This window comes from Exiguobacterium sp. N5, assembly GCF_025842465.1.
GTDB lineage: Bacteria > Bacillota > Bacilli > Exiguobacteriales > Exiguobacteriaceae > Exiguobacterium > Exiguobacterium profundum.
The window spans coordinates 1,903,618-1,925,909 of the sequence record NZ_JAPAEP010000001.1 but is presented as its reverse complement, the minus strand read 5'-3'; the positions used below and the strand labels follow the sequence as shown (position 1 = coordinate 1,925,909).

Annotated in this window: 24 protein-coding genes, 1 pseudogene and 2 riboswitches; of the genes and pseudogenes, 12 read left to right on the top strand and 13 right to left on the bottom strand. The window is 47.8% G+C overall.

Annotation, left to right across the window (positions count from 1 at the left end):
• Window positions 1–11: 11 nt before the first annotated feature.
• Genes OKS35_RS09935 through OKS35_RS09925 form a run of 3 tightly spaced genes read right to left on the bottom strand, consistent with a single transcriptional unit; the run spans window position 12 to window position 2,427 of the window.
• Window positions 12–629: a methylthioribulose 1-phosphate dehydratase gene (locus OKS35_RS09935; protein ID WP_264092971.1), complete on the bottom strand. Its 618-nt coding sequence runs from the start codon at window positions 627–629 to the stop codon at window positions 12–14.
• The gene (locus OKS35_RS09930) at window positions 626–1,276 is read right to left on the bottom strand and encodes a 2-hydroxy-3-keto-5-methylthiopentenyl-1-phosphate phosphatase (protein WP_264092969.1); all 651 of its coding nucleotides are present in this window, start codon (window positions 1,274–1,276) and stop codon (window positions 626–628) included. The genes OKS35_RS09935 and OKS35_RS09930 overlap by 4 nt, the downstream gene beginning before the upstream one ends.
• Complete coding sequence (locus OKS35_RS09925; RefSeq protein ID WP_159563040.1) at window positions 1,273–2,427, bottom strand: 2,3-diketo-5-methylthiopentyl-1-phosphate enolase; 1,155 nt, start codon at window positions 2,425–2,427, stop codon at window positions 1,273–1,275. The genes OKS35_RS09930 and OKS35_RS09925 overlap by 4 nt, the downstream gene beginning before the upstream one ends.
• Before the next feature lie 72 nt (window positions 2,428–2,499).
• Window positions 2,500–2,601, bottom strand: a riboswitch (SAM riboswitch).
• A 205-nt stretch (window positions 2,602–2,806) separates the two neighbouring features.
• Window positions 2,807–2,909, top strand: a riboswitch (SAM riboswitch).
• An 82-nt stretch (window positions 2,910–2,991) separates the two neighbouring features.
• Between OKS35_RS09925 and mtnK the strand changes: the two genes are divergently transcribed.
• Genes mtnK through OKS35_RS09900 form a run of 5 tightly spaced genes read left to right on the top strand, consistent with a single transcriptional unit; the run spans window position 2,992 to window position 8,622 of the window.
• Window positions 2,992–4,143: an S-methyl-5-thioribose kinase gene (mtnK, locus tag OKS35_RS09920; protein WP_159563039.1), complete on the top strand. Its 1,152-nt coding sequence runs from the start codon at window positions 2,992–2,994 to the stop codon at window positions 4,141–4,143.
• Window positions 4,140–5,174 (top strand): S-methyl-5-thioribose-1-phosphate isomerase, encoded by a 1,035-nt coding sequence (gene mtnA, locus OKS35_RS09915; RefSeq protein ID WP_264092968.1) that lies wholly within the window; start codon window positions 4,140–4,142, stop codon window positions 5,172–5,174. The genes mtnK and mtnA overlap by 4 nt, the downstream gene beginning before the upstream one ends.
• Window positions 5,167–6,246, top strand: coding sequence for a sugar ABC transporter substrate-binding protein (locus tag OKS35_RS09910; RefSeq protein ID WP_264092967.1), 1,080 nt, complete (start codon window positions 5,167–5,169; stop codon window positions 6,244–6,246). The genes mtnA and OKS35_RS09910 overlap by 8 nt, the downstream gene beginning before the upstream one ends.
• Window positions 6,246–7,619 (top strand): ATP-binding cassette domain-containing protein, encoded by a 1,374-nt coding sequence (locus OKS35_RS09905; protein ID WP_264092966.1) that lies wholly within the window; start codon window positions 6,246–6,248, stop codon window positions 7,617–7,619. Before OKS35_RS09910 ends, OKS35_RS09905 begins: the two co-directional genes overlap by 1 nt.
• A 1-nt stretch (window position 7,620) precedes the next feature.
• Window positions 7,621–8,622 (top strand): ABC transporter permease, encoded by a 1,002-nt coding sequence (locus tag OKS35_RS09900; protein ID WP_012727477.1) that lies wholly within the window; start codon window positions 7,621–7,623, stop codon window positions 8,620–8,622.
• 14 nt (window positions 8,623–8,636) lie between these two features.
• Here OKS35_RS09900 and OKS35_RS09895 read toward each other — a convergent pair whose 3' ends face one another.
• Complete coding sequence (locus OKS35_RS09895; protein WP_264092965.1) at window positions 8,637–9,119, bottom strand: GNAT family N-acetyltransferase; 483 nt, start codon at window positions 9,117–9,119, stop codon at window positions 8,637–8,639.
• A gap of 75 nt (window positions 9,120–9,194) precedes the next feature.
• Here OKS35_RS09895 and OKS35_RS09890 point away from each other — a divergent pair, with 75 nt between their 5' ends.
• Complete coding sequence (locus tag OKS35_RS09890; RefSeq protein WP_159563035.1) at window positions 9,195–9,575, top strand: VOC family protein; 381 nt, start codon at window positions 9,195–9,197, stop codon at window positions 9,573–9,575.
• Between the two features lie 28 nt (window positions 9,576–9,603).
• Here OKS35_RS09890 and OKS35_RS09885 read toward each other — a convergent pair whose 3' ends face one another.
• Window positions 9,604–9,912 carry a winged helix-turn-helix transcriptional regulator gene (locus OKS35_RS09885; protein ID WP_078147739.1) on the bottom strand — a complete coding sequence of 103 codons (309 nt, stop codon included), beginning with the start codon at window positions 9,910–9,912 and terminating at the stop codon, window positions 9,604–9,606.
• 118 nt (window positions 9,913–10,030) lie between these two features.
• Between OKS35_RS09885 and OKS35_RS09880 the strand changes: the two genes are divergently transcribed.
• Genes OKS35_RS09880 through OKS35_RS09870 form a run of 3 tightly spaced genes read left to right on the top strand, consistent with a single transcriptional unit; the run spans window position 10,031 to window position 12,625 of the window.
• Window positions 10,031–10,522, top strand: a complete 492-nt coding sequence (locus OKS35_RS09880) for a lactoylglutathione lyase family protein (protein WP_074035577.1) — start codon at window positions 10,031–10,033, stop codon at window positions 10,520–10,522.
• Between the two features lie 2 nt (window positions 10,523–10,524).
• On the top strand, window positions 10,525–11,505 hold the full coding sequence (locus tag OKS35_RS09875) for a zinc-binding dehydrogenase (protein ID WP_031422092.1): 981 nt from the start codon (window positions 10,525–10,527) through the stop codon (window positions 11,503–11,505).
• A gap of 55 nt (window positions 11,506–11,560) precedes the next feature.
• Entirely contained in the window at window positions 11,561–12,625 is a 1,065-nt protein-coding gene (locus OKS35_RS09870) for a threonine aldolase family protein (RefSeq protein ID WP_264092964.1), read from the top strand.
• A gap of 71 nt (window positions 12,626–12,696) precedes the next feature.
• On the opposite strand, the pseudogene OKS35_RS09865 reads toward OKS35_RS09870, so the two are convergent.
• Window positions 12,697–12,922, bottom strand: a pseudogene (locus OKS35_RS09865) (IS3 family transposase); the annotation flags it as partial.
• A gap of 168 nt (window positions 12,923–13,090) precedes the next feature.
• On the opposite strand from OKS35_RS09865, the gene OKS35_RS09860 reads away from it, so the two are divergent.
• Together OKS35_RS09860 and OKS35_RS09855 are read left to right on the top strand one after the other, a co-directional pair.
• Window positions 13,091–13,975 (top strand): hypothetical protein, encoded by an 885-nt coding sequence (locus tag OKS35_RS09860; protein WP_264092963.1) that lies wholly within the window; start codon window positions 13,091–13,093, stop codon window positions 13,973–13,975.
• Between the two features lie 1,066 nt (window positions 13,976–15,041).
• On the top strand, window positions 15,042–15,290 hold the full coding sequence (locus OKS35_RS09855) for a YidH family protein (protein WP_236548954.1): 249 nt from the start codon (window positions 15,042–15,044) through the stop codon (window positions 15,288–15,290).
• Between the two features lie 168 nt (window positions 15,291–15,458).
• Here OKS35_RS09855 and OKS35_RS09850 read toward each other — a convergent pair whose 3' ends face one another.
• The 6 genes from OKS35_RS09850 to OKS35_RS09825 form a co-directional block, all read right to left on the bottom strand.
• Window positions 15,459–15,959 carry an SRPBCC family protein gene (locus tag OKS35_RS09850; protein ID WP_159563031.1) on the bottom strand — a complete coding sequence of 167 codons (501 nt, stop codon included), beginning with the start codon at window positions 15,957–15,959 and terminating at the stop codon, window positions 15,459–15,461.
• Window positions 15,956–16,288 carry an ArsR/SmtB family transcription factor gene (locus OKS35_RS09845; protein ID WP_031422096.1) on the bottom strand — a complete coding sequence of 111 codons (333 nt, stop codon included), beginning with the start codon at window positions 16,286–16,288 and terminating at the stop codon, window positions 15,956–15,958. The genes OKS35_RS09850 and OKS35_RS09845 overlap by 4 nt, the downstream gene beginning before the upstream one ends.
• Window positions 16,289–16,350: 62 nt before the next feature.
• On the bottom strand, window positions 16,351–18,642 hold the full coding sequence (gene gshAB, locus OKS35_RS09840; protein ID WP_264092962.1) for a bifunctional glutamate--cysteine ligase GshA/glutathione synthetase GshB: 2,292 nt from the start codon (window positions 18,640–18,642) through the stop codon (window positions 16,351–16,353).
• Window positions 18,626–19,954 (bottom strand): MATE family efflux transporter, encoded by a 1,329-nt coding sequence (locus OKS35_RS09835; RefSeq protein WP_264092961.1) that lies wholly within the window; start codon window positions 19,952–19,954, stop codon window positions 18,626–18,628. The genes gshAB and OKS35_RS09835 overlap by 17 nt, the downstream gene beginning before the upstream one ends.
• A gap of 129 nt (window positions 19,955–20,083) precedes the next feature.
• Window positions 20,084–20,551, bottom strand: coding sequence for a hypothetical protein (locus OKS35_RS09830; protein WP_264092960.1), 468 nt, complete (start codon window positions 20,549–20,551; stop codon window positions 20,084–20,086).
• The gene (locus tag OKS35_RS09825) at window positions 20,548–20,757 is read right to left on the bottom strand and encodes a helix-turn-helix transcriptional regulator (protein ID WP_074035697.1); all 210 of its coding nucleotides are present in this window, start codon (window positions 20,755–20,757) and stop codon (window positions 20,548–20,550) included. Before OKS35_RS09825 ends, OKS35_RS09830 begins: the two co-directional genes overlap by 4 nt.
• Before the next feature lie 119 nt (window positions 20,758–20,876).
• Here OKS35_RS09825 and OKS35_RS09820 point away from each other — a divergent pair, with 119 nt between their 5' ends.
• Window positions 20,877–21,809 carry a ring-cleaving dioxygenase gene (locus OKS35_RS09820; protein WP_264092959.1) on the top strand — a complete coding sequence of 311 codons (933 nt, stop codon included), beginning with the start codon at window positions 20,877–20,879 and terminating at the stop codon, window positions 21,807–21,809.
• A gap of 22 nt (window positions 21,810–21,831) precedes the next feature.
• On the opposite strand, the gene OKS35_RS09815 is transcribed toward OKS35_RS09820, so the two are convergent.
• Window positions 21,832–22,272: an RrF2 family transcriptional regulator gene (locus OKS35_RS09815; RefSeq protein WP_012727463.1), complete on the bottom strand. Its 441-nt coding sequence runs from the start codon at window positions 22,270–22,272 to the stop codon at window positions 21,832–21,834.
• Window positions 22,273–22,292 lie beyond the last annotated feature (20 nt).

The window sequence follows — 22,292 nt, the reverse complement described above, 5'->3', positions numbered from 1 at the left end:
TGAATTCCTCCTTATGAATGGACGCCTAAGGCGCGTAATTTTAATGAATAGCTGAACAAAAATTCATATGCTTCTAAATAACGTTTTGCCGCAGCTGGCGTCTCGCCCCAAACGGTGATTCCGTGGTTCCGAATGAGGACGGCACCTGCATCGCTTGTGACATGTGGGGCAAATGCACGGGCGAGCGTCGGAATATCCGCATGGTTTTCGATGATCGGGATTTGGACGCTTGCCGTTTCCTCCCAATAGCCGAGTGCCTTGATGATTTCTTGACCTGTGAACGTCACGTGACCTTTTGCTGCATACAGTTCCGAGATGACGTTATTGTCGACCGTATGCACGTGAAGCGAACAGGTTGCGTTCGTGTTGTTAAAAATTTCGACGTGTAGCAACGTCTCCGCGGACGGTTTGCCTGTTTGCTCTCCAATCAATTGACCGGTCGCATCGACGAGAACGAAGTCTTCATTGGTGCGCTTTCGTTTATCACGACCGCTTGCCGTCACAAGGAATGTCAATGGGTCATCTGATACGCGGATCGCCAGGTTCCCGCTCGTTCCGGGGAACCAGTCTCGTGCGGCGAGCTCGTCTTTAATGTCGGCAAGTTCGACCCATCGTTCTTGTACGGTCATACGTTCACTCCTTTCATGTGAGCTGAAATGTCATAGAATGTCTCGAACGGAACATGTCGAATTCCTTCCGCCTCACATAGCGAAATCAATTGCCCCCGTGCATACACGACGTCGGCACGTTTGGCGATTTCAAAGTCGGTGACGGAGTCCCCGATGACAATCAACGTGTCGGTAGGTGAGACAATCTGTCGGGCAATCGTCGGCTTGCAGCATCCACAATCGTTCGAACAATGGACATCGCATGTATGAGGCCAGGTGACGTGTGCCGTCTCTCCAGAGAAATCAACATGATTGCAGTAGATGTGTTCCGGTTCGACGTAACCTTCTAGAATCGGATGGACGAAAAAGTCCATTCCGCCACTGACGACATCAAATCGAAAGCCGCATGACTGTGTCTCCTGTAAAAACTCGATAAACCCTGGTCGAAACGTTATGGTCGACTGAAGAAATTCACGGTACTTCAATTCCTGTTCACTCGGGAGCAAGCTGAACATCTGACCGACGCCTTCGCGAATGGAGAGCGTTTGGTTCAACACACTATCTTTAAGTTCGACCCATTCAGGTGGGGCGAAGCGTCGCATCAATGCGATGATGTTATCTTCTTCCGTGATGGTCCCGTCGAAATCACAGATGACGTGCGTACTCATCGTGCACCCCACGCATCTAAAGCAGTCGATAACGCATCGGTCTCGCTCGTCTTACCAATTGCTTGATCGATCGCTTGGCGGAACGCTCTCGCTCCGTCAGCCGCACCGTCTGGATGTCCGTGAATCCCACCACCCGCATTGATGACGACATCTGATCCGAAGTCACGAATCAAATCTGGTACGAGTCCAGGATGGATACCGGCAGACGGGACCGTCAGAATCGGTTTCGTCCAATGAGGTTCTGTCGCGTACGTCTGAATCTGTTGTGCCTCGTCTTTCGGTGTCGACAGTGAACCGTATGGCGACGGGAAGAGTGTCAAGTCTGCCCCGGCCAAGCGAATCAGTTTCCCGAAGAGTAGGGAATGACGAACCGATCCGGTCAACGCTCCGGCAAAAGCGGGATGTGCCAAAATCGGGACATGAATCTCAGGATCTTTAGCGAGCTCGCGCAATGCGTCGAGCCCATACGTATATACGTTGAATAAGAGTGCGGTCGCGCCTGCCTCCATCAATCGCTTCGCCTGGTCGAGTAAGGTGAAAACGGGTCCGCTCAACGTGACGGCGTATAGAACGGAGCGACCGGTCGTTTCTTTATGCTCCCGGATGACCGATGCCCCGATCCGTGCCCGTTCGAGCGACGGGGTGAGCGGATTGTCATATAGAATTTCATCGTCTTTGACGAGGTCGATGCCGCCTGCGAACTGGTCCCGGAGTTGTGTCGCCAAAAAATCAAGGTCTCGTCCGATGACGCCTTTGAAGATGCTCATCGCGAGCGGGCGGTCGTGTACACGAAGGATGTCCCGGACCCCTTCAACTCCGAATGCGGCACCCGGAAAGTCCGGTGCGAGTTCCTCTGGAAGCGAGAGGTCGACAAGTTGAACGCCTGGGTCGAGGGAGAGCTTACCGAATGTCGTCGTCAGAATGGACGAAAAGTCCGGTGTCACGTTATGTAGCGGGTAGCGAATCGAGAAGCGACTTGTCGTTTCTTGTTGGGACGTGGCGATGACCTCACCTCGGAACGCTTGCAGTTGATATTGTTCGAGATGGTTCAACTCGGTCCATGTCCCGACGGTCAGCTCATGTGCGATTTTCTCAGCTACACGCTCGACGTGATCGGTATGTTTGATTTCATAAGTAGCGATGATTCCCATAAGTTCCTCCTTTCAGGTCAAACAAAAAATGACCTCATGCCAAGGCAAGAGGTCATTCAAAAAAACAATGAACTCTTATCTCTCAGCGTTAGCTGCAAGAATTAGCACCGTGCCATTTCTGGTCGGTTGCTGCGACATCATCGGGCTTGTCCCTCCGTCTGCTCTTGATAAGAATAGTTGTGAAGTTGTGAAATTTAATTGAATTTTTACATAGAATCGCTCACTCGTCAATTCCTTTTTTTGAGAAAAAAAGTTTAAAAATAATGTTTCTATATATGCGTGTCGAAAATAAGTGGGCGACTGAAAATAGAGGATTGACAACTAGCATGCCTAGTCCGTAATATTCGTCTCAACACGTCAAACACAATTACATTATTTACTCTTATCGCGAGTTGGCAGAGGGAATTGGCCCTAAGACGCCGCAGCAACCGACCATTTGGCACGGTGCTACATCCACCAGACACATGTCTGAAAGATGAGAGGAACAACCAATTTGGGTGTGCCTCTTTCTCGCGGAGAAAGGGGCTTTTTTCATGCATAGATCCAAGAAAGGGGAAAACCATCATGGCTTATGAGGCGTTTACAGAACAGAGTGTCGTCGACCACGTTCGACAGTTAGGGTTACTAGAAGAGGGGATTGCAGAATGCGAGGAGATCGGGGATGGAAATTTAAATCTCGTCTTTCGCATTCGTCAAGGAGAGACGTCATTGATTGTGAAACAAGCGTTACCGTATGCAAAAGTCGTGGGGGAGAGCTGGCCGCTCACGCTTGATCGGTCTTGGATTGAACAGCTGGCTCTTCGTGAATTTTCAAAAGTCGTGCCTCAGTTCGTCCCGAGTGTCCTCGGGAGTGACCGTGAACTCGCCTATACGATTTTAGAAGATTTATCATCGTTCGAAATCGTCCGCACCGGCTTCCTAAAAGGAGAGAGCTACCCGAACTTAGCCCGCCACGTCGGTACGTTCCTCGGGGAAACGTTGTTTGCGACGTCTGACTACGCGAACGGACCACTCGTGAAGAAACAAATCGAAAAAGAGTATTACAATCCAGAACTATGCGATATCACGGAGAAACTGATCTTCACCGACCCGTATCGCGACGCAGAATCGAATCAAATCGAGCCAGTCCTTCGTCCGGATGTGGAGCAACTCTGGTCAGACCTCGCTTTGAAAATTGAAGTGACCAAATTGAAGGTTGGGTTCGTGACGAAGCACGAAGCGCTACTGCACGGGGATTTACATACAGGAAGCATTTTTGCGACCCGTCAAGAAACAAAAATCATCGATCCAGAATTTGCGTTTTACGGTCCGTTCGGCTTTGACATTGGTCAAATCATTGCTCATCTGGTGTTCTCAACGTATGCGCATCCGTTGAAACGATTCGAACGCTTCACCGAAGTACTCACCGTCTGGGAGACGTTCGAGAAAACGTTCCGTACCCGCTTTACACAGGCCGCAGAGCCGTTCAACACAGTAGGATTCGTGGACGAACTGTTGCCATCCATTTTGAGTGATGCCATCGGCTACGCAGGCTGCGAATTGATTCGGCGGACTGTCGGTCTAGCTGGAGTCGCCGACTTAGAGACATTACCAGACGACCTTCGCATCGAACGGAAACGCCACGCCTTAGAGCTCGGTACGCGTCTCATCAAACAGCGCCATCAAATTCAATCCATCGATCAATTGATTCCAGTCTTGTCGGAGGTGCGCGTATGAGTGTGCAAAGTATTCATTTCGATGCCGACTCGGAAGTGTTGACGATTTTAGATCAGACGCTGTTGCCGCAAGAAGAGCGCTATGTCGAAGTGTTGACGCTCGAACAAGCCGAGCAGGCAATCAAGTCGCTTCAAGTTCGCGGTGCACCGGCCATCGCTTATTTCGGGGCGTTTGTCCTTGCGAAAGAAGCGTCACGTCTGCAAGACAATCCATATTTTCATCTCCAATTGAATCAAGTCGGTCAACGGTTGATTGCGACAAGACCGACCGCGGTCAACTTACAGCATGTCATCGAATCACTCCTTCGATTGAATGTGGGGGAGGACTTTGAACAGATTGCAAAAGCAATCAAGCAGCGTGCGATTGAAATCTTTGAACAAGACGTGGCTACGTATCGCACGATTGGGGAACATGCGCTCACCGTGTTACCCGCTGGTGGCAACGTATTGACGATTTGTAACGCCGGTGCCATCGCGACGTCACGATACGGTACCGCGCTCGCGCCGTTCTATGTCGGGAAAGAGCGTGGCATCCCGTTTCGGGTGTTCGCGTCCGAAACGCGACCGCTGCTTCAAGGAGCACGACTGACGGTATGGGAGCTCGACCGGGCAGATATCGATGTCACACTGATTACAGATAACATGGCGGCCTGGACCATCCAGACGAAACAAATCGATGCTATCATCGTCGGGGCGGACCGCATCACCCGTACCGGTCATACAGCGAATAAAATCGGAACACTTCAGCTTGCGATTTTGGCGAAGCATTACGGCATCCCATTCTATGTGGCTGCTCCGCATTCGACATTCGATTTAGAGGCAGATGACACGATTCAAATCGAAGAACGGGACGCGCATGAAGTGACCCATATCGGGGGACATCCGACGGCACTCGTCGGCATCACCGTCTTCAATCCGGCGTTTGATGTGACACCACCCGAACTGATTACCGGTCTAATTACAGAGACAGGTGTGCTCGAACCGACTGAGTCGGTCATTGTAGAACATGTAGGAGGAAACACATATGTCTAAAAAAATCATCTTCTTCCTGTTGACCGTCATCCTGGCACTTGCCGGATGCACGAACGAACAGGCTCAACCGAAAACGACTACGACAACAAGTAAAACGGAAGCGAAAACCGTCAACGTCTCAAATGAGACGCTTCCGAAAAATCTAGAAGTCGCCCTCGTTATGCAGATGTCGATCGGGACGTTCTCTTCGCAGTATATCGAAGGGGTGACCGAGCAAGTCGAAGCGTTCGGTGGCAACGTGAAAGTGTATAATGCCGAAAATGATTTGTCGAAAATGGCGAGTTATGTCGATACGGCGACGACGCAAGGAGTCGATGTGATCTTGATTGACCACGGACGTGCCGATGCCTTGAAAGAACCGGTTCAACGGGCGCTCGACAAAGGCATCAAAGTCGTTGCATTCGATAACGATTTGACGAACAAAGGCGTGACGGTCATCGACCAAGATGATTATTCACTAGCATGGCGCTCGCTAAAAGCACTCGCGGAAGATTTGGACGGGGAAGGGAACATCGTCACGATTTGGGTCGGTGGATTCACCCCGATGGAACGTCGACATACGATTTATGATGCGTTCTTAAAACGCTATCCCGGCATCCAGGAAGTCGCAAAGTTCGGTTCGGCGACGAACAACACGGCGCTCGATACGCAAAGCCAGATGGAGGCGATTTTGAAGAAGTACCCGGAAGGCGAAATTGATGCGGTGTTTGCGATGTGGGATGAGTTCGCAAAAGGGGCGAGCCGTGCCATCAAACAGGCAGGACGTGACGAGATTGCCGTCTATGGAATTGATTTGAGTGACGAAGATTTACAACTCATGCAAGAAGAGGGAAGTCCGTGGAAAGTGACAGCTGCCACAGATCCAGCCGAAATCGGTCGCATTCAAGTCCGTTACGCTTATCAAAAAGTAGTCGGGGAAGAGACGCCTTCCATTCATTCGGTCGACCCATATCTAGTGGACCGTGATGTCTTGCCGAATGAGCCTGTCACGATGGATGACCTTGGACAGTACGTGCCAGGTTGGGGCGAATCGAATGCGGCATGGTCGGATTGGATGAAGGAGACAGACTGATGATTCGCTTGGAACGAATCACGAAACAGTATGGTGACGTCACGGTACTCGATCAACTATCCTTCAGTTTAAAGCCGGGAGACATTCATGGTCTCCTCGGTCTGAACGGGGCCGGTAAGAGTACGCTCATCAAACTGCTAAACGGAACGGCTGAACCGACGTCCGGCGAGTTGTCCATTGATGGAAAATCAATCCGCCTCACACCAGCGGAAGCGATTCGTCATGGCATCATCACGGTGTCACAAGAAGTCGATGATGCGCTCTATTTGGACTTGCCTGTATATGAGAACGTCCTTCCATGGCAGACAGTGAAACGGATTCGTCCGCAACGTTTGAAACAGCGAGCGAAACGTGTGTTGTCCCGAGTCGGTTTAGAGGTCGATCCAACGCGTCCAGCCGGTCACTTCCCGCTAAGCGTGAAACAGCGCCTTCTCATCGCTCGGGCACTCGAGAGCGATGCTAAGTATTTGCTCCTCGACGAACCGACCGCTGCCTTATCTGAAACGGATGCCGACGCCTTACTTGAATTATTACAAACGCTGGCGGCAGAAGGGGTAGGCATCGTGTTGGTCACGCATCGTTCAAACGAGCTCACACGGGTCACGTCGACCTCTACGTTTCTTCGAGACGGACGTGTCGTGTACGATGGACCGTACCAATCGCTCTCCTCGGAAGCGGTGCAGACATTTTTAAGTGGGACAACATTTGATGCGGCGTTAGAAAAGGCGGTGCCGGAAGACAAGATTTGTTTGTCCGCGCAGTTGACCCTTCCGGCGTTCCAATCCGAGATTTCGATTGAAGCGTATCGCGGAGAAGTGCTCGGGCTTGGAGGATTGACGGGGAGTGGGAAGACGGAACTGATGGAAGCATTGTTCGGTCTTGCTGGGATTCGTCAATCCATCACAATCGATGGGGAAGAACACGTGATCAAAGAACCGGCAGATGCCGTACGTGAAGGGTTTGCACTCGTTCCAGAGGAGAGACGTCGTCATGGATTATTTCTAGACGAGACGATTGAGCGGAACGTGATTGCTGTCGCAGGAAAGGCAACTCGCGTTTCGGACGTATTGGCATCGCTTCGCGTCCGTTATGCGAACGTGAAACAACCGGTTCGTGAGCTGAGTGGTGGAAATCAACAGAAGGTCGTCTTTAGCAAATGGTTACTCGAAGACCGAAACATTTATCTGCTCGACGAACCGACAAAAGGAATCGATATCGCAGCGAAACAAGACGTGTATGAACGCGTCATTGCACTCGCGAAACAAGGGAAGACCGTATTGTTCACGTCAAGTGAGCGACATGAACTCGAACGGGTCGCCAATCGGATTGTTTGGCTCGACCGTGGACAAATTGTAGAGAAAGGAGGCGTGTAAGATGGCACAATTGGTGGTCAAGGAACGAAAACGAATCAGCGGTCATATCGGTCAGTATGGGACGTTACTCGCAATCCTTGGTTTGATTGCGGTCTTTACCGTGACGAACGATCAATTTCTGACGTATGCAAATTTTAGTGACATCATCAAATCGGTTTCAATCGTGTCGTTACTTGCCCTTGGCGTCACATTCTCGCTCATCGTAGGAGGATTTGACTTATCAGTCGGATCGACGGCGAGTCTTGCGACAATCGGGGCGGCAGCAAGCCTCGTCCTTCATCGGCAAGAACTACTCGTCGCTCTGCTGATCCCACTTGCACTCGGGATTCTCGTCGGGCTGTTAAATGCGCTCGTCACAATCAAGTTTCGGTTGCCGGATTTACTAGCGACACTCGCCATCATGTACGTCATTAACGGGATTCAATTGACGTATACGAAAGGATTCTCGATTTATGACAACATGCCGATTGAAGGGGGGACGGCGCCAGGACGTTTCATCCCGTCGTTTCTATTCATCGGTCAAGGGACAATCGGTCCGATTCCGTTCGTCGCCTTACTCATGCTGGTATTCTTTATCGGAGCGCATCTGTTCTTGACTTATACGCGGACTGGGCGTGAGTTTTATTACGTCGGATCGAACGCCGAAGCGGCCCGTCGTTCTGGGATTGCCGTGAATCGCATTAAACTTTATGCCTACGTGCTCAGTGGGTTGTTTGCGGCCATCGGTGGGATCATTCTTGCATCTCGGATTGGGACTGGTCAGGTCTCGGCTGGGGCACCCCTCTTGATGGATGCCGTCGCGGCTGCTTACATTGGTTATGCTGTCTTCGGAACAGGGCGTCCGAACGTCATCGGAACATTGATTGGAGCTATTTTGATTGGGATTCTTCTAAACGGACTGACGATGTGGGATGTCCCGTATTATGCGCAAGACATCGTCAAAGGGACGATTCTCATCGGAGCGCTCGGTCTCTCATATATTCAAAAGAAGCAGCGGACATAACGAAACCCCGGACATCAGTTGTTCGGGGTTTTACTGTGTTCACGTGTCATTGAAAGAAACGGATACACTCCACCGTTCGTCTCCTGCATGAACGTGTCTTGTGGGAGGAAACCGAGTGATTCATATAAACGGATCGCTCGCTTGTTGAACGTGGCGACGGCAAGGCGTATGGTGTGAGTCCCATATGTCGCATCAATCCAATTTAAAATCGATGTTAGAAATCGATATCCATTGCCGTTGCCCGTCAAATCAGGGCGCATGCCAAGACCGATGGTAACAGTTCCTGGTGATTCGAATTGTAACGTGACAAAGCCGATCATCTCATTCGTTTCAAGGACGGCGAACGTCGTGTCGCCCCGTTCATCTGCATCTAAAAATAAGACGAGGTCTTCCTCGTCGGCGTCCATATTGTAAAACGCGTAGTCGCCTTCATAGCGCCACTCAAAGGCGATACGTTCGGCTTGCTCTTGGGTGAGTGGTTGAAACGTATAATTCATTGAAATTCCTCGTCTCTGATGGAAGTGGTCGTGCTACACTCAAATCGTATCATGAAAATAAAGGGAGGGGACAAGATGGCAGTCAAGTTGGATATGATCGGCATCGTCGTGAAGGATATGAAGCGCTCACTCGATTTTTATCGTGCGCTCGGGTTTGAGATTCCGGAAGCGATGAATGGAGAAGCGCATGTGGAAATCGATGAGGGGGGCGTGCGTCTCGCGTTCGATACGGTGGAAGTGGCCGAATCGGTGTACGGGGAATGGAAACAGGCAGAAGGACATCGGATTGAGCTTGCCTTCTTATGTGAAAGTCGAGAGTCGCTGAATACTTTGTATGATTCAGTCCTTGAACAAGGTTATGCGTCACACAAAGCACCGTGGGATGCGTTCTGGGGTCAACGTTACGCCATCCTGTACGATGCGGATGGGAATTTGATTAGTCTGTTCGCCTCATAAAAATAATCCCGGGCCATGTGGCTCGGGATTATTTTTTGTCGTGGCACTCTCCCCATGAACAAAGGGCATTCATGGCGGGTTGCAGTCCGAGGGCGTCTTCGGTCAATGAATATTCGACGTGCAGGTGCTTCTCGGTCGAGTAGTCGACACGGCGAACCATGCCGAGCTGCTCGAGCTCGCGCAATTGGTCGGTCAACACTTTTCGGCTGACGTCCGGAATCGCTCGTTGAATATCAGAAAAACGAAGCGGTCCATCTTGAAGCGTGCAGTACACTTGGGGGCGCCATTTGCCGCCGATAATCTCAAGTGCGCGGTTGACGGGGAACGATGTGGTCATGTTCAAGGAACCTCACTTTCGGGTAGTTACTTCAATGTGCGTACTTTTTTTCTTGCTTCAATGACAGTATCTTATCGTTATCCGCTAAATTGAGCAAACAAAAAGGAGTAGATGAAACATGACATATCCAAGAACGTTTTCACACATCGGTCTTTCTGTACCGAGCGTCGCTGAGGCCGTAAAATTTTATGAGGACGTGATGGGGTGGTATACGATTATGACACCATCAGACGTCGTCGAGGATGATTCGCCAATCGGTGTGATGTGTACCGACGTCTTCGGACCGGGCTGGGGCAAATTCCGAATCGCTCATATGTCAACGGGAGACGGAATCGGGATTGAGTTGTTCGAATTCCCGAACAACGAAACACCAGAAGACAACTTCGAGTTTTGGAAGACAGGGATCTTCCACTACTGTGTACAAGACCCTGACATCGAAGGGCTCGTCGAGAAGATTGTCGCTCACGGCGGGAGACAACGGATGCCGATTCGTGAATACTACCCAGGTGAAAAACCGTACCGCATGGTGTACTGCGAAGATCCATTCGGCAACCTCGTTGAAATTTATTCACACTCATACGAACTCACGTATTCGGAAGGAGCTTACTAAACATGAAAGCATGGCTACTCGATCAACCTGGTCTTGATCATCTGCATATTGGAGAAATCGACCGACCGACACCAGGAGCGGGAGAACTGTTGATTCGTGTCGAAGCGGTCGCCTTGAATCCGGTCGATTATAAAGTCGGATCAAACGGAAACCCGAATTGGTCATATCCACACATTCTCGGTGTCGACCTCGTCGGAGAAGTCGTTGAGGTCGGTTCGAGTATCGCCAACATCATTACGGGTTCGCGTGTGGCTGTTCATACGGATCTTTCGAAATATGGGGGATTCGCCGAGTATACGGTCGTCGATGCCCGGGCGTGTGCGGTCGTTCCGCAAGGTGTAAGCGATGAGGCGGCGGCTTCTATCCTGTGTGCGGGGATGACAGCATATGAAGCGGTCATGCAGAAGCTGAACACGCGAGATAAGGAGACGATTCTCGTACACGCAGGAGCGGGCGGTGTCGGTGGATTTGCGATTCAGCTCGCAAAACGGCTCGGTCTGAAGGTATTCACGACGGCATCTCCTGAGAACGTTGAGTGGGTAGAATCACTCGGGGCGGACGTGGTGATTGATTATAACGTCGAGGACGTGACGGCACGGATCATGGAAGAAACAGATGGACGTGGTGTCGACCTGATTTTGAATACAGTCGGACGAGACGTTGCGACAGCAGACCTAGATCGTCTCGCATTCAGCGGACACCTCGCCTACATCGCCGGGCCACCAGACATGACGAACATGAAAGGCTTCACGTTATCTCCTTCGATTCACGAAGTGGCACTCGGGGCGGCGCATGCGAGCGAGGACGAACATGCGATTCGCAACTTGGCGTATATGGCCGAAGAGATGATGAACTTGCTCGATGCAGGTGAACTGAACGATCTCGTCACAGAAGTGTTGTCGTTCGACCAATTGAAAGAAGGTCTCGAAAAACTACAAACGCGAAAAGTGCGCGGTAAACTCATCGTCCGCATTCGCGACTGAAGAGAGGACTCCCTGTTATACTGACAGGGAGCTTATTTGTCGAGGAGGGGAAAGAATGGAGCGATTGGCAGACACGTATCGTCAGACGAACGTTCAATTGAGCGGTCACGGCAAACGGGAAGCCGGGGTATTGAAACGCGCATTTGAGCATGTGCGTGAAGATGAGCCGAGTGATCAGTATGGACAGGGGAAAACGATTCGACAGTTCGAAGAGAAGATGGCACAGGTTCTTGGGAAAGAGTCGGCAGTATTCTTTCCAAGCGGTACGATGGCACAGCAGATTGCGCTACGCATTTGGTGTGATGAGACAGGGAAGAAAAAGGTCGCATATCACCCGCTGTGCCACCTTGAAATTCATGAGCAGGATGGTTTAAAAGAGTTGCATCACATCGAACCGATTTTAGTGGGGGACGAAAACCGATTGATGACGCTCGAAGAGATTCAAGCGTTACCGGACATCGCGTGTCTGTTGCTCGAACTGCCACAACGAGAAATCGGTGGGGAATTGCCGACGTTCGAGGAACTTGTGGCAATTCATGAACACTGTCGTGAGAAAGGGATTCATCTACATCTGGATGGTGCACGACTGTTCGAATCGCTTCCGTATTATGAAAAAGAGGCTTCTGAGATTTGTGCGCTCTTTGATAGCGTATATGTCTCGTTTTATAAAGGAATCGGTGGCATTGCCGGTGCCATCCTTGCTGGACCGAAGGCATTTTGTGACACGTCGAAAGTATGGAAGCGACGCTACGGTGGTGACTTGATCAGCTTATATCCATACATCCTGTCCGCGGATTATTATTATGAGCTACGAAAAGACAAGATGGCCGAGTATCGAAACGAGGCCGTCCGCTTGGCAGCGCGCTTCAATGAACTCGATGGCGTGTGGACGACTCCACGCATCCCGGTCACGAATATGTTCCATCTTCATTTTCAATGGGAGAAGGAAGAGCTTGGTGAGAAAATTGCGCGCATCCAAGAAGAAACAGGAGTAGGCATTACGGGGTATCTTGTTGAAAAAGATGGGTACTGTTCCACAGAAATCAGTATCGGGGATATTTATGGCGAGATGACTCTCAATCAACTCGATGATCTTTTCAAACAATTCTATACAAGATAAGTGAGGAAACTTAGAGGAACATTGAACTGAACCCTGTTTTACGGACAGTTTAGTAAAAAGTGTCTCGAATTCTATGCGGCGATCAGATGGCCCCGATATTGTTCCGAGGTCATCTTTTTAGATTCCATTGCTTGCTTTCGCTGTTGTAATAGTTGACATGGTCTTTCAGGTTTTCAAAGAAGGACTCGATTGGCGCTTTGTCCCAAGGCGTGATATGGGCTGGGCCAATCCCAGCCCGCGAACCCGTGAGTGATAGGCGGGATGGGTGTAGTGGAACCCTTGGTCCGAATGAATCACCAAACTTATAAGTGGGCAAAACGTGAAGGATCGGCGTATTGGAAGGATGAAGAGAATAAAATAGCCTTAAGATTAACATTTAACTATTTCAAAAAAATGTTATAGGTAGATTTTTTATAATCCATCATTTTATACTTTTTGTAATAATATAATGATGGAGGTATTTGGATGTTAAAAAAAGGAACTTTATTTTTAACGATAGCTTTATTAGTAAGTAATCTAAGTTTAGGAATTCCAAACGATGTGTATGCCAATGAAATTCTTCCAAAAAACATTTCAGATGAGACTATTGATGTAGAGGTCACGTTTACTGATTCCGAAATCAAAGCAATATCTCTCGAACGTGAAGAAATCATTACAGATATTACAAAACAAGTACAAACGAATCATACATCACTCGACGAAGTAGTAGCGGAGAGTTTAAAAAAGACTCAACAACACACCTTAATAGAAGGTTTGAATGAAGAACTTGAAATGATTAATATTCCAACTTCGAATGTCACTCTTGACACAAACCTTGATACGGAAACTTATGAAATAAACGATAACTTATCTGTAACTTTTGATGATAATTTTATTATTGTAGATGAATGGAATGAATCAGATGAAATAGAATCCGAAGAAGATGTTGAACCTAACTTCTTCTCGTTCATCCAAAACATATTTTCTAGTCCAGTCCAAGCAGCAGGAACAAGCAAGATTAAAAATGCTTCCAATAGCCGCAGCATCTACGACGCAAGAGCTACTAGTTGGAAATTAGTCACAGCATATATTAGTGCTGAGTTCACTTATAATGGAACTACAGTCACCGCAAGAAGAACTGGGAGCTATATGAAGACTGAAAATGGAGGAGGGGTTCTTATCGACATAGTCGATAAGAAGAGTGAAGTCCAAAAACCAAGCAGTTCGAGAAGAGTCGCATACCAAGAAGGGACAGCAATTATGGGGCTCACTGTTAAAGGACACGGTCTCAGACTCCAAGAACGATATCTACGTGTTAACGTAGAGTGTAATGCAAAAGGAATGATTAAAAAAGATTCTATTTTAAAATAATCTGGAGGCATGACATGAACTTTCTTGATTTTGCAGTATTTTTATTACTCTTTATTTCATTCGCAATCTTTATGATTGTTAAATTATTAAAAAAACCAAAGTAAAATACAAAATTGTAATCTTAAATCAAAATGATATTGATTAACTACTTAATCAATATTATTTTTTCATCGTTAACTAAGATTGACGAATGGTTCTGTTCATATTACTTTGCACTTTAAAAAGCGAAAAATGTGATGAATGGAAAATACTTCTCATCAACTCAATACTGTAACGATTTCAGAAGGTGTATTCTCAATGATAGAGAGTATGCCTTTTAGTTTTAACCATCCAAATAATGAGTTTACTTTTTTCATCAGATTTATTCTTATATTTTCCGAACTTTGCATTCATAAGTACGTGCTCAATCAACGCTAACACTACATGATTTGATTTTCTTTTATTTTGAAGTCCTCGTGAAGTTGAAATCACTATTCTTCAAATAAAAATGCATCAACGAAACAAAGGGTGCGCTGTTTTTTCATGGGACGATGTTCTTCAGACATTTTCCCAGACCAACTGGTCAAACTCTTTTGAATAGTGTATTTGTCGACAGCGTTCCGCACCAACTTACGACTTGACAAGTCTTCTCCTATAACTAGCGCGCGACCACTTGATGCCACGTTTTAATGCGTTCTCGTTCTTTTATTGCCGCGATATCTTTTCGACGTGATGAAGAACCTCATCTTCATTCTTGATAATCCTGAGCATCCCCTATCACTAATTCCGGATACGTCTTCCATTCTTCAGGCATATTTTCTTTGATCGATTGCTTGAGCGTCGTCTCATTAATCCGATAGCAATTCCTAGGTGACTCGAACAGTTCTGGCTAAATCGCGCCTTTTCGTAGCTGGTTGTAAAAGGTCTTCTTATGGCTGGTAAGTTTGTTCTTCGATAAGATTTCAAATGCTATTTCAATCGTATACATGAAGATTCCCCATCTATGTTATATGTCGAAAAATAGCGATCCATCTCAGCTATCTGAGGGAATTGAGAGCGCAATTGAAATGGAAGGATGATTGAAAGAATGAAAGTAGAAGTAGAAAAAACAATCGATTCGCAATATATCCAGCAGCACCTAGCAAACGAGCGGACGTTCCTCGCATGGATTCGTACTGCGATTACCGTAATCGGGATTGGTTTCTTAGTGACGAACTTTCATTATTATCGAAGCGAGAATTTGAGTGGTGCAGAACATCAATTGATCTCAGCAATCGGGATGTCATCGATTTTGTTCGGCATCAGTACAATTCTTGTAGAACCCATTCCTATTTGAAAAAAGTGCATACGATCAACACGCAACAATTCAAATCTGCGAAGATGAGTCTCATTGCTTTGGCAATTGGGATGGTCTTCATCTTTTCACTAATCCTCGTCGTGAGCTACTTCTTGTTTTGAACGCAATCAGGCACCGCCTCCATTACGAGGACGGTGCCTGATTGTGTTACTGCGTTACAATCGCTTCGAGACGATCGAGTTGGGAAGTGAACCCTTCGACAGCGCCCATTTCGACGACTTGTTGGAGAGCCTCTTCATTCGGGAATTCGGAGCGACTAATGAATAACGTGCCTTCCGATGTATCGAGAAATTCATTTGTGATCGTCATGACAGGCAAGTCCGGATTGACGTGTCCGTCCGCATCCGAGAATGCATCCGTATAGACGATTCGGGAGTATGGATCGATGTCGATAAAGGTTGATTTGCCCCATGATTCCATACCATAAAAGTCACCTTGTTCTTTGTCGACACAAGTCATGCAATAATGCCAAATCCCCCCCGGTTTGAAGTCGAAGCTGTATACTTTCGTCTCCCATCCGGACGGTCCCCACCATTTCTCTAAATGTGCAGGTGTCGAGAATGCTTCAAATACAAGTTGGCGTGGTGCCTTGAATAGACGTTCCATAATCAATGTCGTGCCCTCTACATGTGATTTAACCGTACTCATGATCCATTCTCCTCTCGCTGTGACTCCGCTAAAAACGTCTCCAATCGATCGAGTCGCTCTGTTTCCCGAGCCATATAGGTCCGCCAAGCATCTAACGGTTCGAGTGCTTGAGACTTGAGTGCATAACGTCTTCGATTGGCATCAATGGTTACTGTGACGAGACCTGCATCATACAGAATTCGCAAGTGTTTCGATGTCTGCGGTTGACTGATCCCAAGCTGATTTGCCATCATTACGACCGTCCACTCTTGTTTCCGTAACAATTCGATCATCCGCAACCGGTTCGGGTCGGCTAACGCTTGAAACAAAGAAGCCAATCTCTCTTCCATTTTTCGTCACCGTCCTCTTATTTTGAATATTCCCAATTAGGAATATTCCGAAACAGGAATACTCAATATTTAAACAATAAATCAAGTAGCATCTCACCAATCGGTCGTTCTTTTCCTTCATAAGGAAAAGCGTGGATATGGATGGCGGGATTAAAATTCAATTCGATGATACCGTATTCGATTTGCGCATCATCGAGAGAGGGAATCATCATATCGACACCACAGATGGTTGCCCCGACTGACTTAGCGGCATCGACAGCAATACGCTTATAGATGTCAGAAATTTGATCCGTATAGTCGATACTATCTCCGCCGGTACTGATATTAGAGTTTTCGCGTAAGAAGACACGCTCATCGAGAGCGGGAATACTATCGGGGGTCTTGCCTTGAGCACGTAAAAATGAGATGACGACCTCGTCGATTTCGATTTTCTCGAGCGGTGTCTTGTATCCTTTTCCGCGTAACGGGTCTTCATTTTTTGTCGCAACGAGTTGACGGATAGAAGAGGTGCCATCTCCAGTGACGTTCGCCGGGACACGATGGAGGATGCCCGCGACATCATCCCCGATGACGAGGAAGCGATATTCTTTTCCGGGTAAGAATGTCTCAAGTAAAACGACATCATCAAACGTTTTCGCATACTGAAATGCAGACAGTGCTTCCTCATACGTCGCTCCGTCTTTAAAAATGTGAATACCGACTCCGAAGTTTGTAGACTTCGGCTTTAAGACGATGGGTTGTTTTGAAAATGAATGCCATGCCTGAGATAAATCCGATTCCTCTTGAAGTTCTACCCCTTCAGGGACACGAATGCCATGCTCTGCGAGTACAAACTTTGTCACCGTTTTATTCTCCATCATTAAGACGGAAACATAATTGTCTTTTGATGTTTTCGTTGCCTGTTTGACGTATTCTTCGTGTTTGCCGTTTCGAATCCGAATGAACTGGTCAGAACGATCGATGACATCGACACGATAACCACGTTTAATTGCGGATTTCATTAAGATTTGAGTAGACAGTTCCAGGTCGGCATAACCGTGAATGCGAAAACGATTTACATAGGCGTCCTCATAAAAGTGTTCTGCTTGGGCGAGGGACCATGCGTGATAACCTGTCTCGATCATAATCGTCTTTAATCGGGAAGCGTACGTCCTGTCCACGTGATCAATTTTTTCGCGTACAGCGGGAAAGACATCTTCGAAGCCGAGGTCATAGTGTGTGTTGAACGAATCGATGGCGTCGAGAAGTTCTGTCGCGTACGTGTGTAAAGGTATGGCGTAACCATCTCGAGTCAATATGCTTGCGGGAGACATGCCTTCTTTGGCGACACGTTGTTGATTATTGTACGCTTCAGCTTGCCAATCGACATGAGATGTCTCCTCAGTAAAGGTCAAGTACAACAAAAACAGATGAAGGAACCGTAAATCTGAACGAGCAATTCCGGTCTTTTCAAACGGATTCAAATCGATATTGCGAATTTCAATGTAATCGATACCGTGTGCCTCGAGTTGATTTAAGTCGTTACCACCTTTCGATGTTTTCAATCGGATGGGGGAGTAGAGTTCGTTCGGATTGGCAATCTCGCCTTTGGTAATGAACCATCTTACATCATCTATATAACTAGAGAGTGTCGCATAATTTGGATAAAGTGGTTCAACATTCGTATACCCACAGTCGCTATTCCGATAGGACAATGCTTGTTTATTTGAAAAAGTGTCTACATGGAGCGCTTGCATCTGACTGACACATTGTTCTTCATAACTCACATGAACGGCTGGTGTAGCACCGAGCAAATAGACGATGAGCCAACGCATTCGTAAATATTGACGAACTAACTTCAAATATAGGTGATCTTTGAAGTGTCGATATTGTTCAGGGGATCCTTCGTATAATGCGGATAACATCTCATCGGAAAATGAAAAGTTGAAATGGATTCCAGAAATGAGTTGTTTTTTCGCACCATATTTTTGGAGCAGATGCTCACGATAACGGCTAGCCTCTATTCCGGACACACCAAAATCAGCGAGTGGAATCGTACCACCTTCCGGCAAGGCACATGGCATCGATTGTGGCCAAAGGCGTTCATCGCCTATGTTGAGCGCCGTGATGTCGTAAAGCGTTTCTAAGAAATGATGTGCCGCCTCAATCGTCGGAAACGTCGGAGTGACAAGCTCAATTTGACTTTCAGAAAAGTCGGTCGTGATATATGGATGTGTCGCTTTATGACCGAGTGCTTTTGGATGCTTCGTAACAGCTAGTGTGCCTTCTGACGTGACTCGTAACATTTCTCGCTCGATGGCAAATTTTCCACTTGTGATGAGATGGTGGGGTAGTTGATTAAACTGCTTCTGCAAGGGAAATCACTTCCTTTTTCGTTAGTCGGACAAAGAGGGCAGAGACAAGCCCTTTTGTAATACTTGAGATGGTGATACTCCACCAGATAGCATCGATTCCGAGATAAGGCTCAAGAAAAAATGCGAGCGGGATACGGGCCACTGTGAAAATAATCGAGATGGTCGCGGGGATTTTCGGTAATCCGAGTCCTGAGAAGTATCCGTTTCCGATCATTTCAATCGATGAGAAGACGAGCGAAATGCCGATAATTCGCAAGTAGCTCGCCCCAATTTCGATGGTTCGAACGTCATCGACGAATAGACCAATGAGTAAATCTGGGACGAATAAAAAGAACAACATAATGAATCCTGTGTAAACCATCCCGAGTCGGGTCGTTACCCAGTAACCTTCATAAACACGATCTACTTTTCGTGCCCCGAGGTTTTGACCGGTATAGCTAGCCATTGCTCCGTTCAAGCCACCAATCATCATGTAGGCAATCGATTCGATTTGAAGTCCGATGCGCTGTGCCGCAATCGCTTCCGTCCCGTATGAGCCAATCATGCGGGCAAGAAAAATACTGATTACCGTGAACAAAATCCGTTGGGTTGCCATCGGAAAACCAAGACGGATGATTTCTTTATAGTCAGCTCGAGTCGGCTGAACGACTTCATCCCAATTGAATAATGTACGAGCGCGGTGCCAAAACAATCCGAACATCATGACGTTGGCGACAAGTGTTGCAAGAGCAGCCCCGATCACACCGAGTTGGAATGGATAAATGAAAATCGGGGAGAGAATCATATTGAGGATGACACCTGTCGCATTGATTCGCATCGCTGTTGTCGTATTGCCATATGCACTGAATAGACGAGCAAACAGCAAATTAAAGAAAGAAAAGATGAGCATCGGCGCGCTGACGAATAAATATTCATACGCAAGTTGCTCCACAGCGGGGGCACCCATATTCAAAAAGCCGATGAGGGTATGACCGAACACAATTAGTAGTGAGGCGTACGAAAGACCGAGTGTTAGATTCAGACGCCTGCTGGCCCGGACATGACGCTGAACCGAATTGAGGTCACGTCTCCCGACAGCTTGTGATACTTTGATGCCGGCACCAACGACAATCAACGATTGAATCGCCTGTCCGAGCATGATATAAAAACTAGCCGCACCGATACTTGCCACAGCATCACTCCCGAGCGCACCGACCCAAAACATGTCGACGAGACTATACGTAAACTGTAATAACGAGCTACCGACGAGCGGAAGGGCAAGAGCCAGAATGACGCGTTGCACGTTTCCAATCGTCAAATCGACGGTTTTCACAAAGCAAGACTCCTTACATTCTTTATATAACCATTTAGTTATATATAAGCACGGTGTAATAGAATTGGCAATCATGATAGCCGAATCGATGAAAAATGGACACAAAAAAAGGAATTCGTGATGAATTCCTTAATGTCGATAACCGCGAATCCAAGTCGTCATATAGACGAGTGTCGCGATGATGAGCGTTGAAGCGAGTGCATAGATCGGATAGGCGGGAAGTGTATCTTCAAACAACGGATAGAACATAAACGACCCCATAAAAATAGGAACGGAGATGCCGAACGAGATGTATGCCGCTTTTGTCGCTTTCACTGTGATGATTTGTTCACGCTCATCGACTTCACTAAATTCAGTCATGCGGACAGACCATTGAGTGAAGCTCAACTGCTTGTTCGGCCGGGAGTTAAACGAATAGACTGTCCAAACAATGCCAAAAACAACGAGTAAAAGTAGTGGAAGCAGATTGAATTCAATTAAGAATCGGTCAGACTCGCTGACGGTCTTCGACACATCGGATAAAAATGAGCTGAATAGAAATGCCATCAGGACATACAGGATGATGCTGGAAATAGACTGAACGACAACGTGTTTCATTTTCTTTCCTCCTCGATTGTGAATATAGATTCGACCGGTTCCTCGAACACCCGTGCGATGTGCATCGCCAGCATGAGTGACGGTGTGTAGCTGCCTTTCTCGAGCGAGATGATCGTCTGTCTCGTCACACCGACCTTTTCGGCCAGGTCGCCTTGGGTTAACTGGTGCCGGGCACGCAGTTCTTTCACGCGGTTGACTAATGGCATCGTGCCACCTCATTTCTAGTTTCTACCACTAGTGTAAAACAAACTTTACATAATGTAAAGAGGACTTTACTCATTTGGGGATGATACAATAACGATATAGTCGAAAGGGGAGATGAGGGATGAAGGTGATTAGTGGACAACATCACGTGTCAGCGATGACCGGGGATGCTAAGAAGAACTTGCGATTCTACACGGAAATACTAGGGATGCGGCTCGTCAAAAAGACGGTTAACCAGGATGACCCATCGATGTATCACTTGTTCTATGCAGACGAGATGGGTACGCCTGGAACCGATTTGACGTTCTTTGAGTTACCGTTTCTCGGACAGACGTATCGAGGGTCAAGCAGTATTTCCCGGACAGCATTCAGGGTGCCGGATGGAGCGCTCGCGTACTGGCAGGAGCGTTTTGACGCGTTCGATGTATCTTACGGAGAAATCGAGTCGGTTTTAGGAAGGGCGACCCTTTCGTTCGAAGATCATGAGGGTCAACGTCTCTGTCTTGTAGAAGGAGGGAGCGGGACACCTTGGAGCAAAGGTCCAGTGCCAACGGACCTCGGCATCTTCGGTCTCGGATTCAGTGAGTGGACGGTACGGCGGATTGACAAGACGGCACGGGTGCTGACAGAAGTGCTTGGCTATCGATATGTAACGACATTTGAACGGGATGGACATGACGTGCGTGTCTTTGAGACGGGCGAGGGTGGTGTGGCAACAGAGATTCATCTCGTCGATCGGCCGGATTTGCCATCGGAACGACCAGGGCGAGGGAGTGTGCATCATGTGGCGATTCGAGTGGAAGAAACAGACGATATGACGAAGTGGATCGAGAAGCTTGACGCACACGGAATCAGCCACTCTGGTCTTATTGACCGTTACTATTTTCAGTCGATTTACTTCCGCGAACCGAGCGGAATCTTAGTGGAACTGGCAACAGATGAACCGGGATTTGCGATGGATGAATCGCTTGAGAGACTCGGAGAGCGATTAGCCTTGCCTCCGTTTCTTGAGTCAAAGCGAGCAGAAATCGAATCAAAACTAAAGTCTTTGTAAGCGGAAAACCCGACGGACCATTTCAGTCCGTCGGGTTTTGTACGCCTAATAACATGGCGAGTTCGTTCGTTCGGTTGACGACGAGATCCGCAATCGTGTAACGATCGAGTACATGAAGAAACGCCAACATGGCTTCATTCAAAACACCTCGTAAATCACAGGCAGGTGCGATGACGCATCGGCCTTCCCCGAAGCATTCCACGAGTTCGAACGGTTCCATCGTCCGAACGACTTCCCCTACATTGATGTCATCCATCGGTCGTGCGAGTCGAAAGCCGCCGCCTCGACCACGCACCGATTCCAAATAACCATGTTTCCCAAGCTCATATACGACCTTCATGACATGGTTTTTGGAGATGTTATATTGGTCTGCCACTTCTTGAATCGTGACGAGCCGATGTGAAAACGTAGCGCTATACATCAACGTTCGCAGTGCGTAGTCACATGTTTGCGTGAGTCTCATCCATCATCACCTCTCGTTTC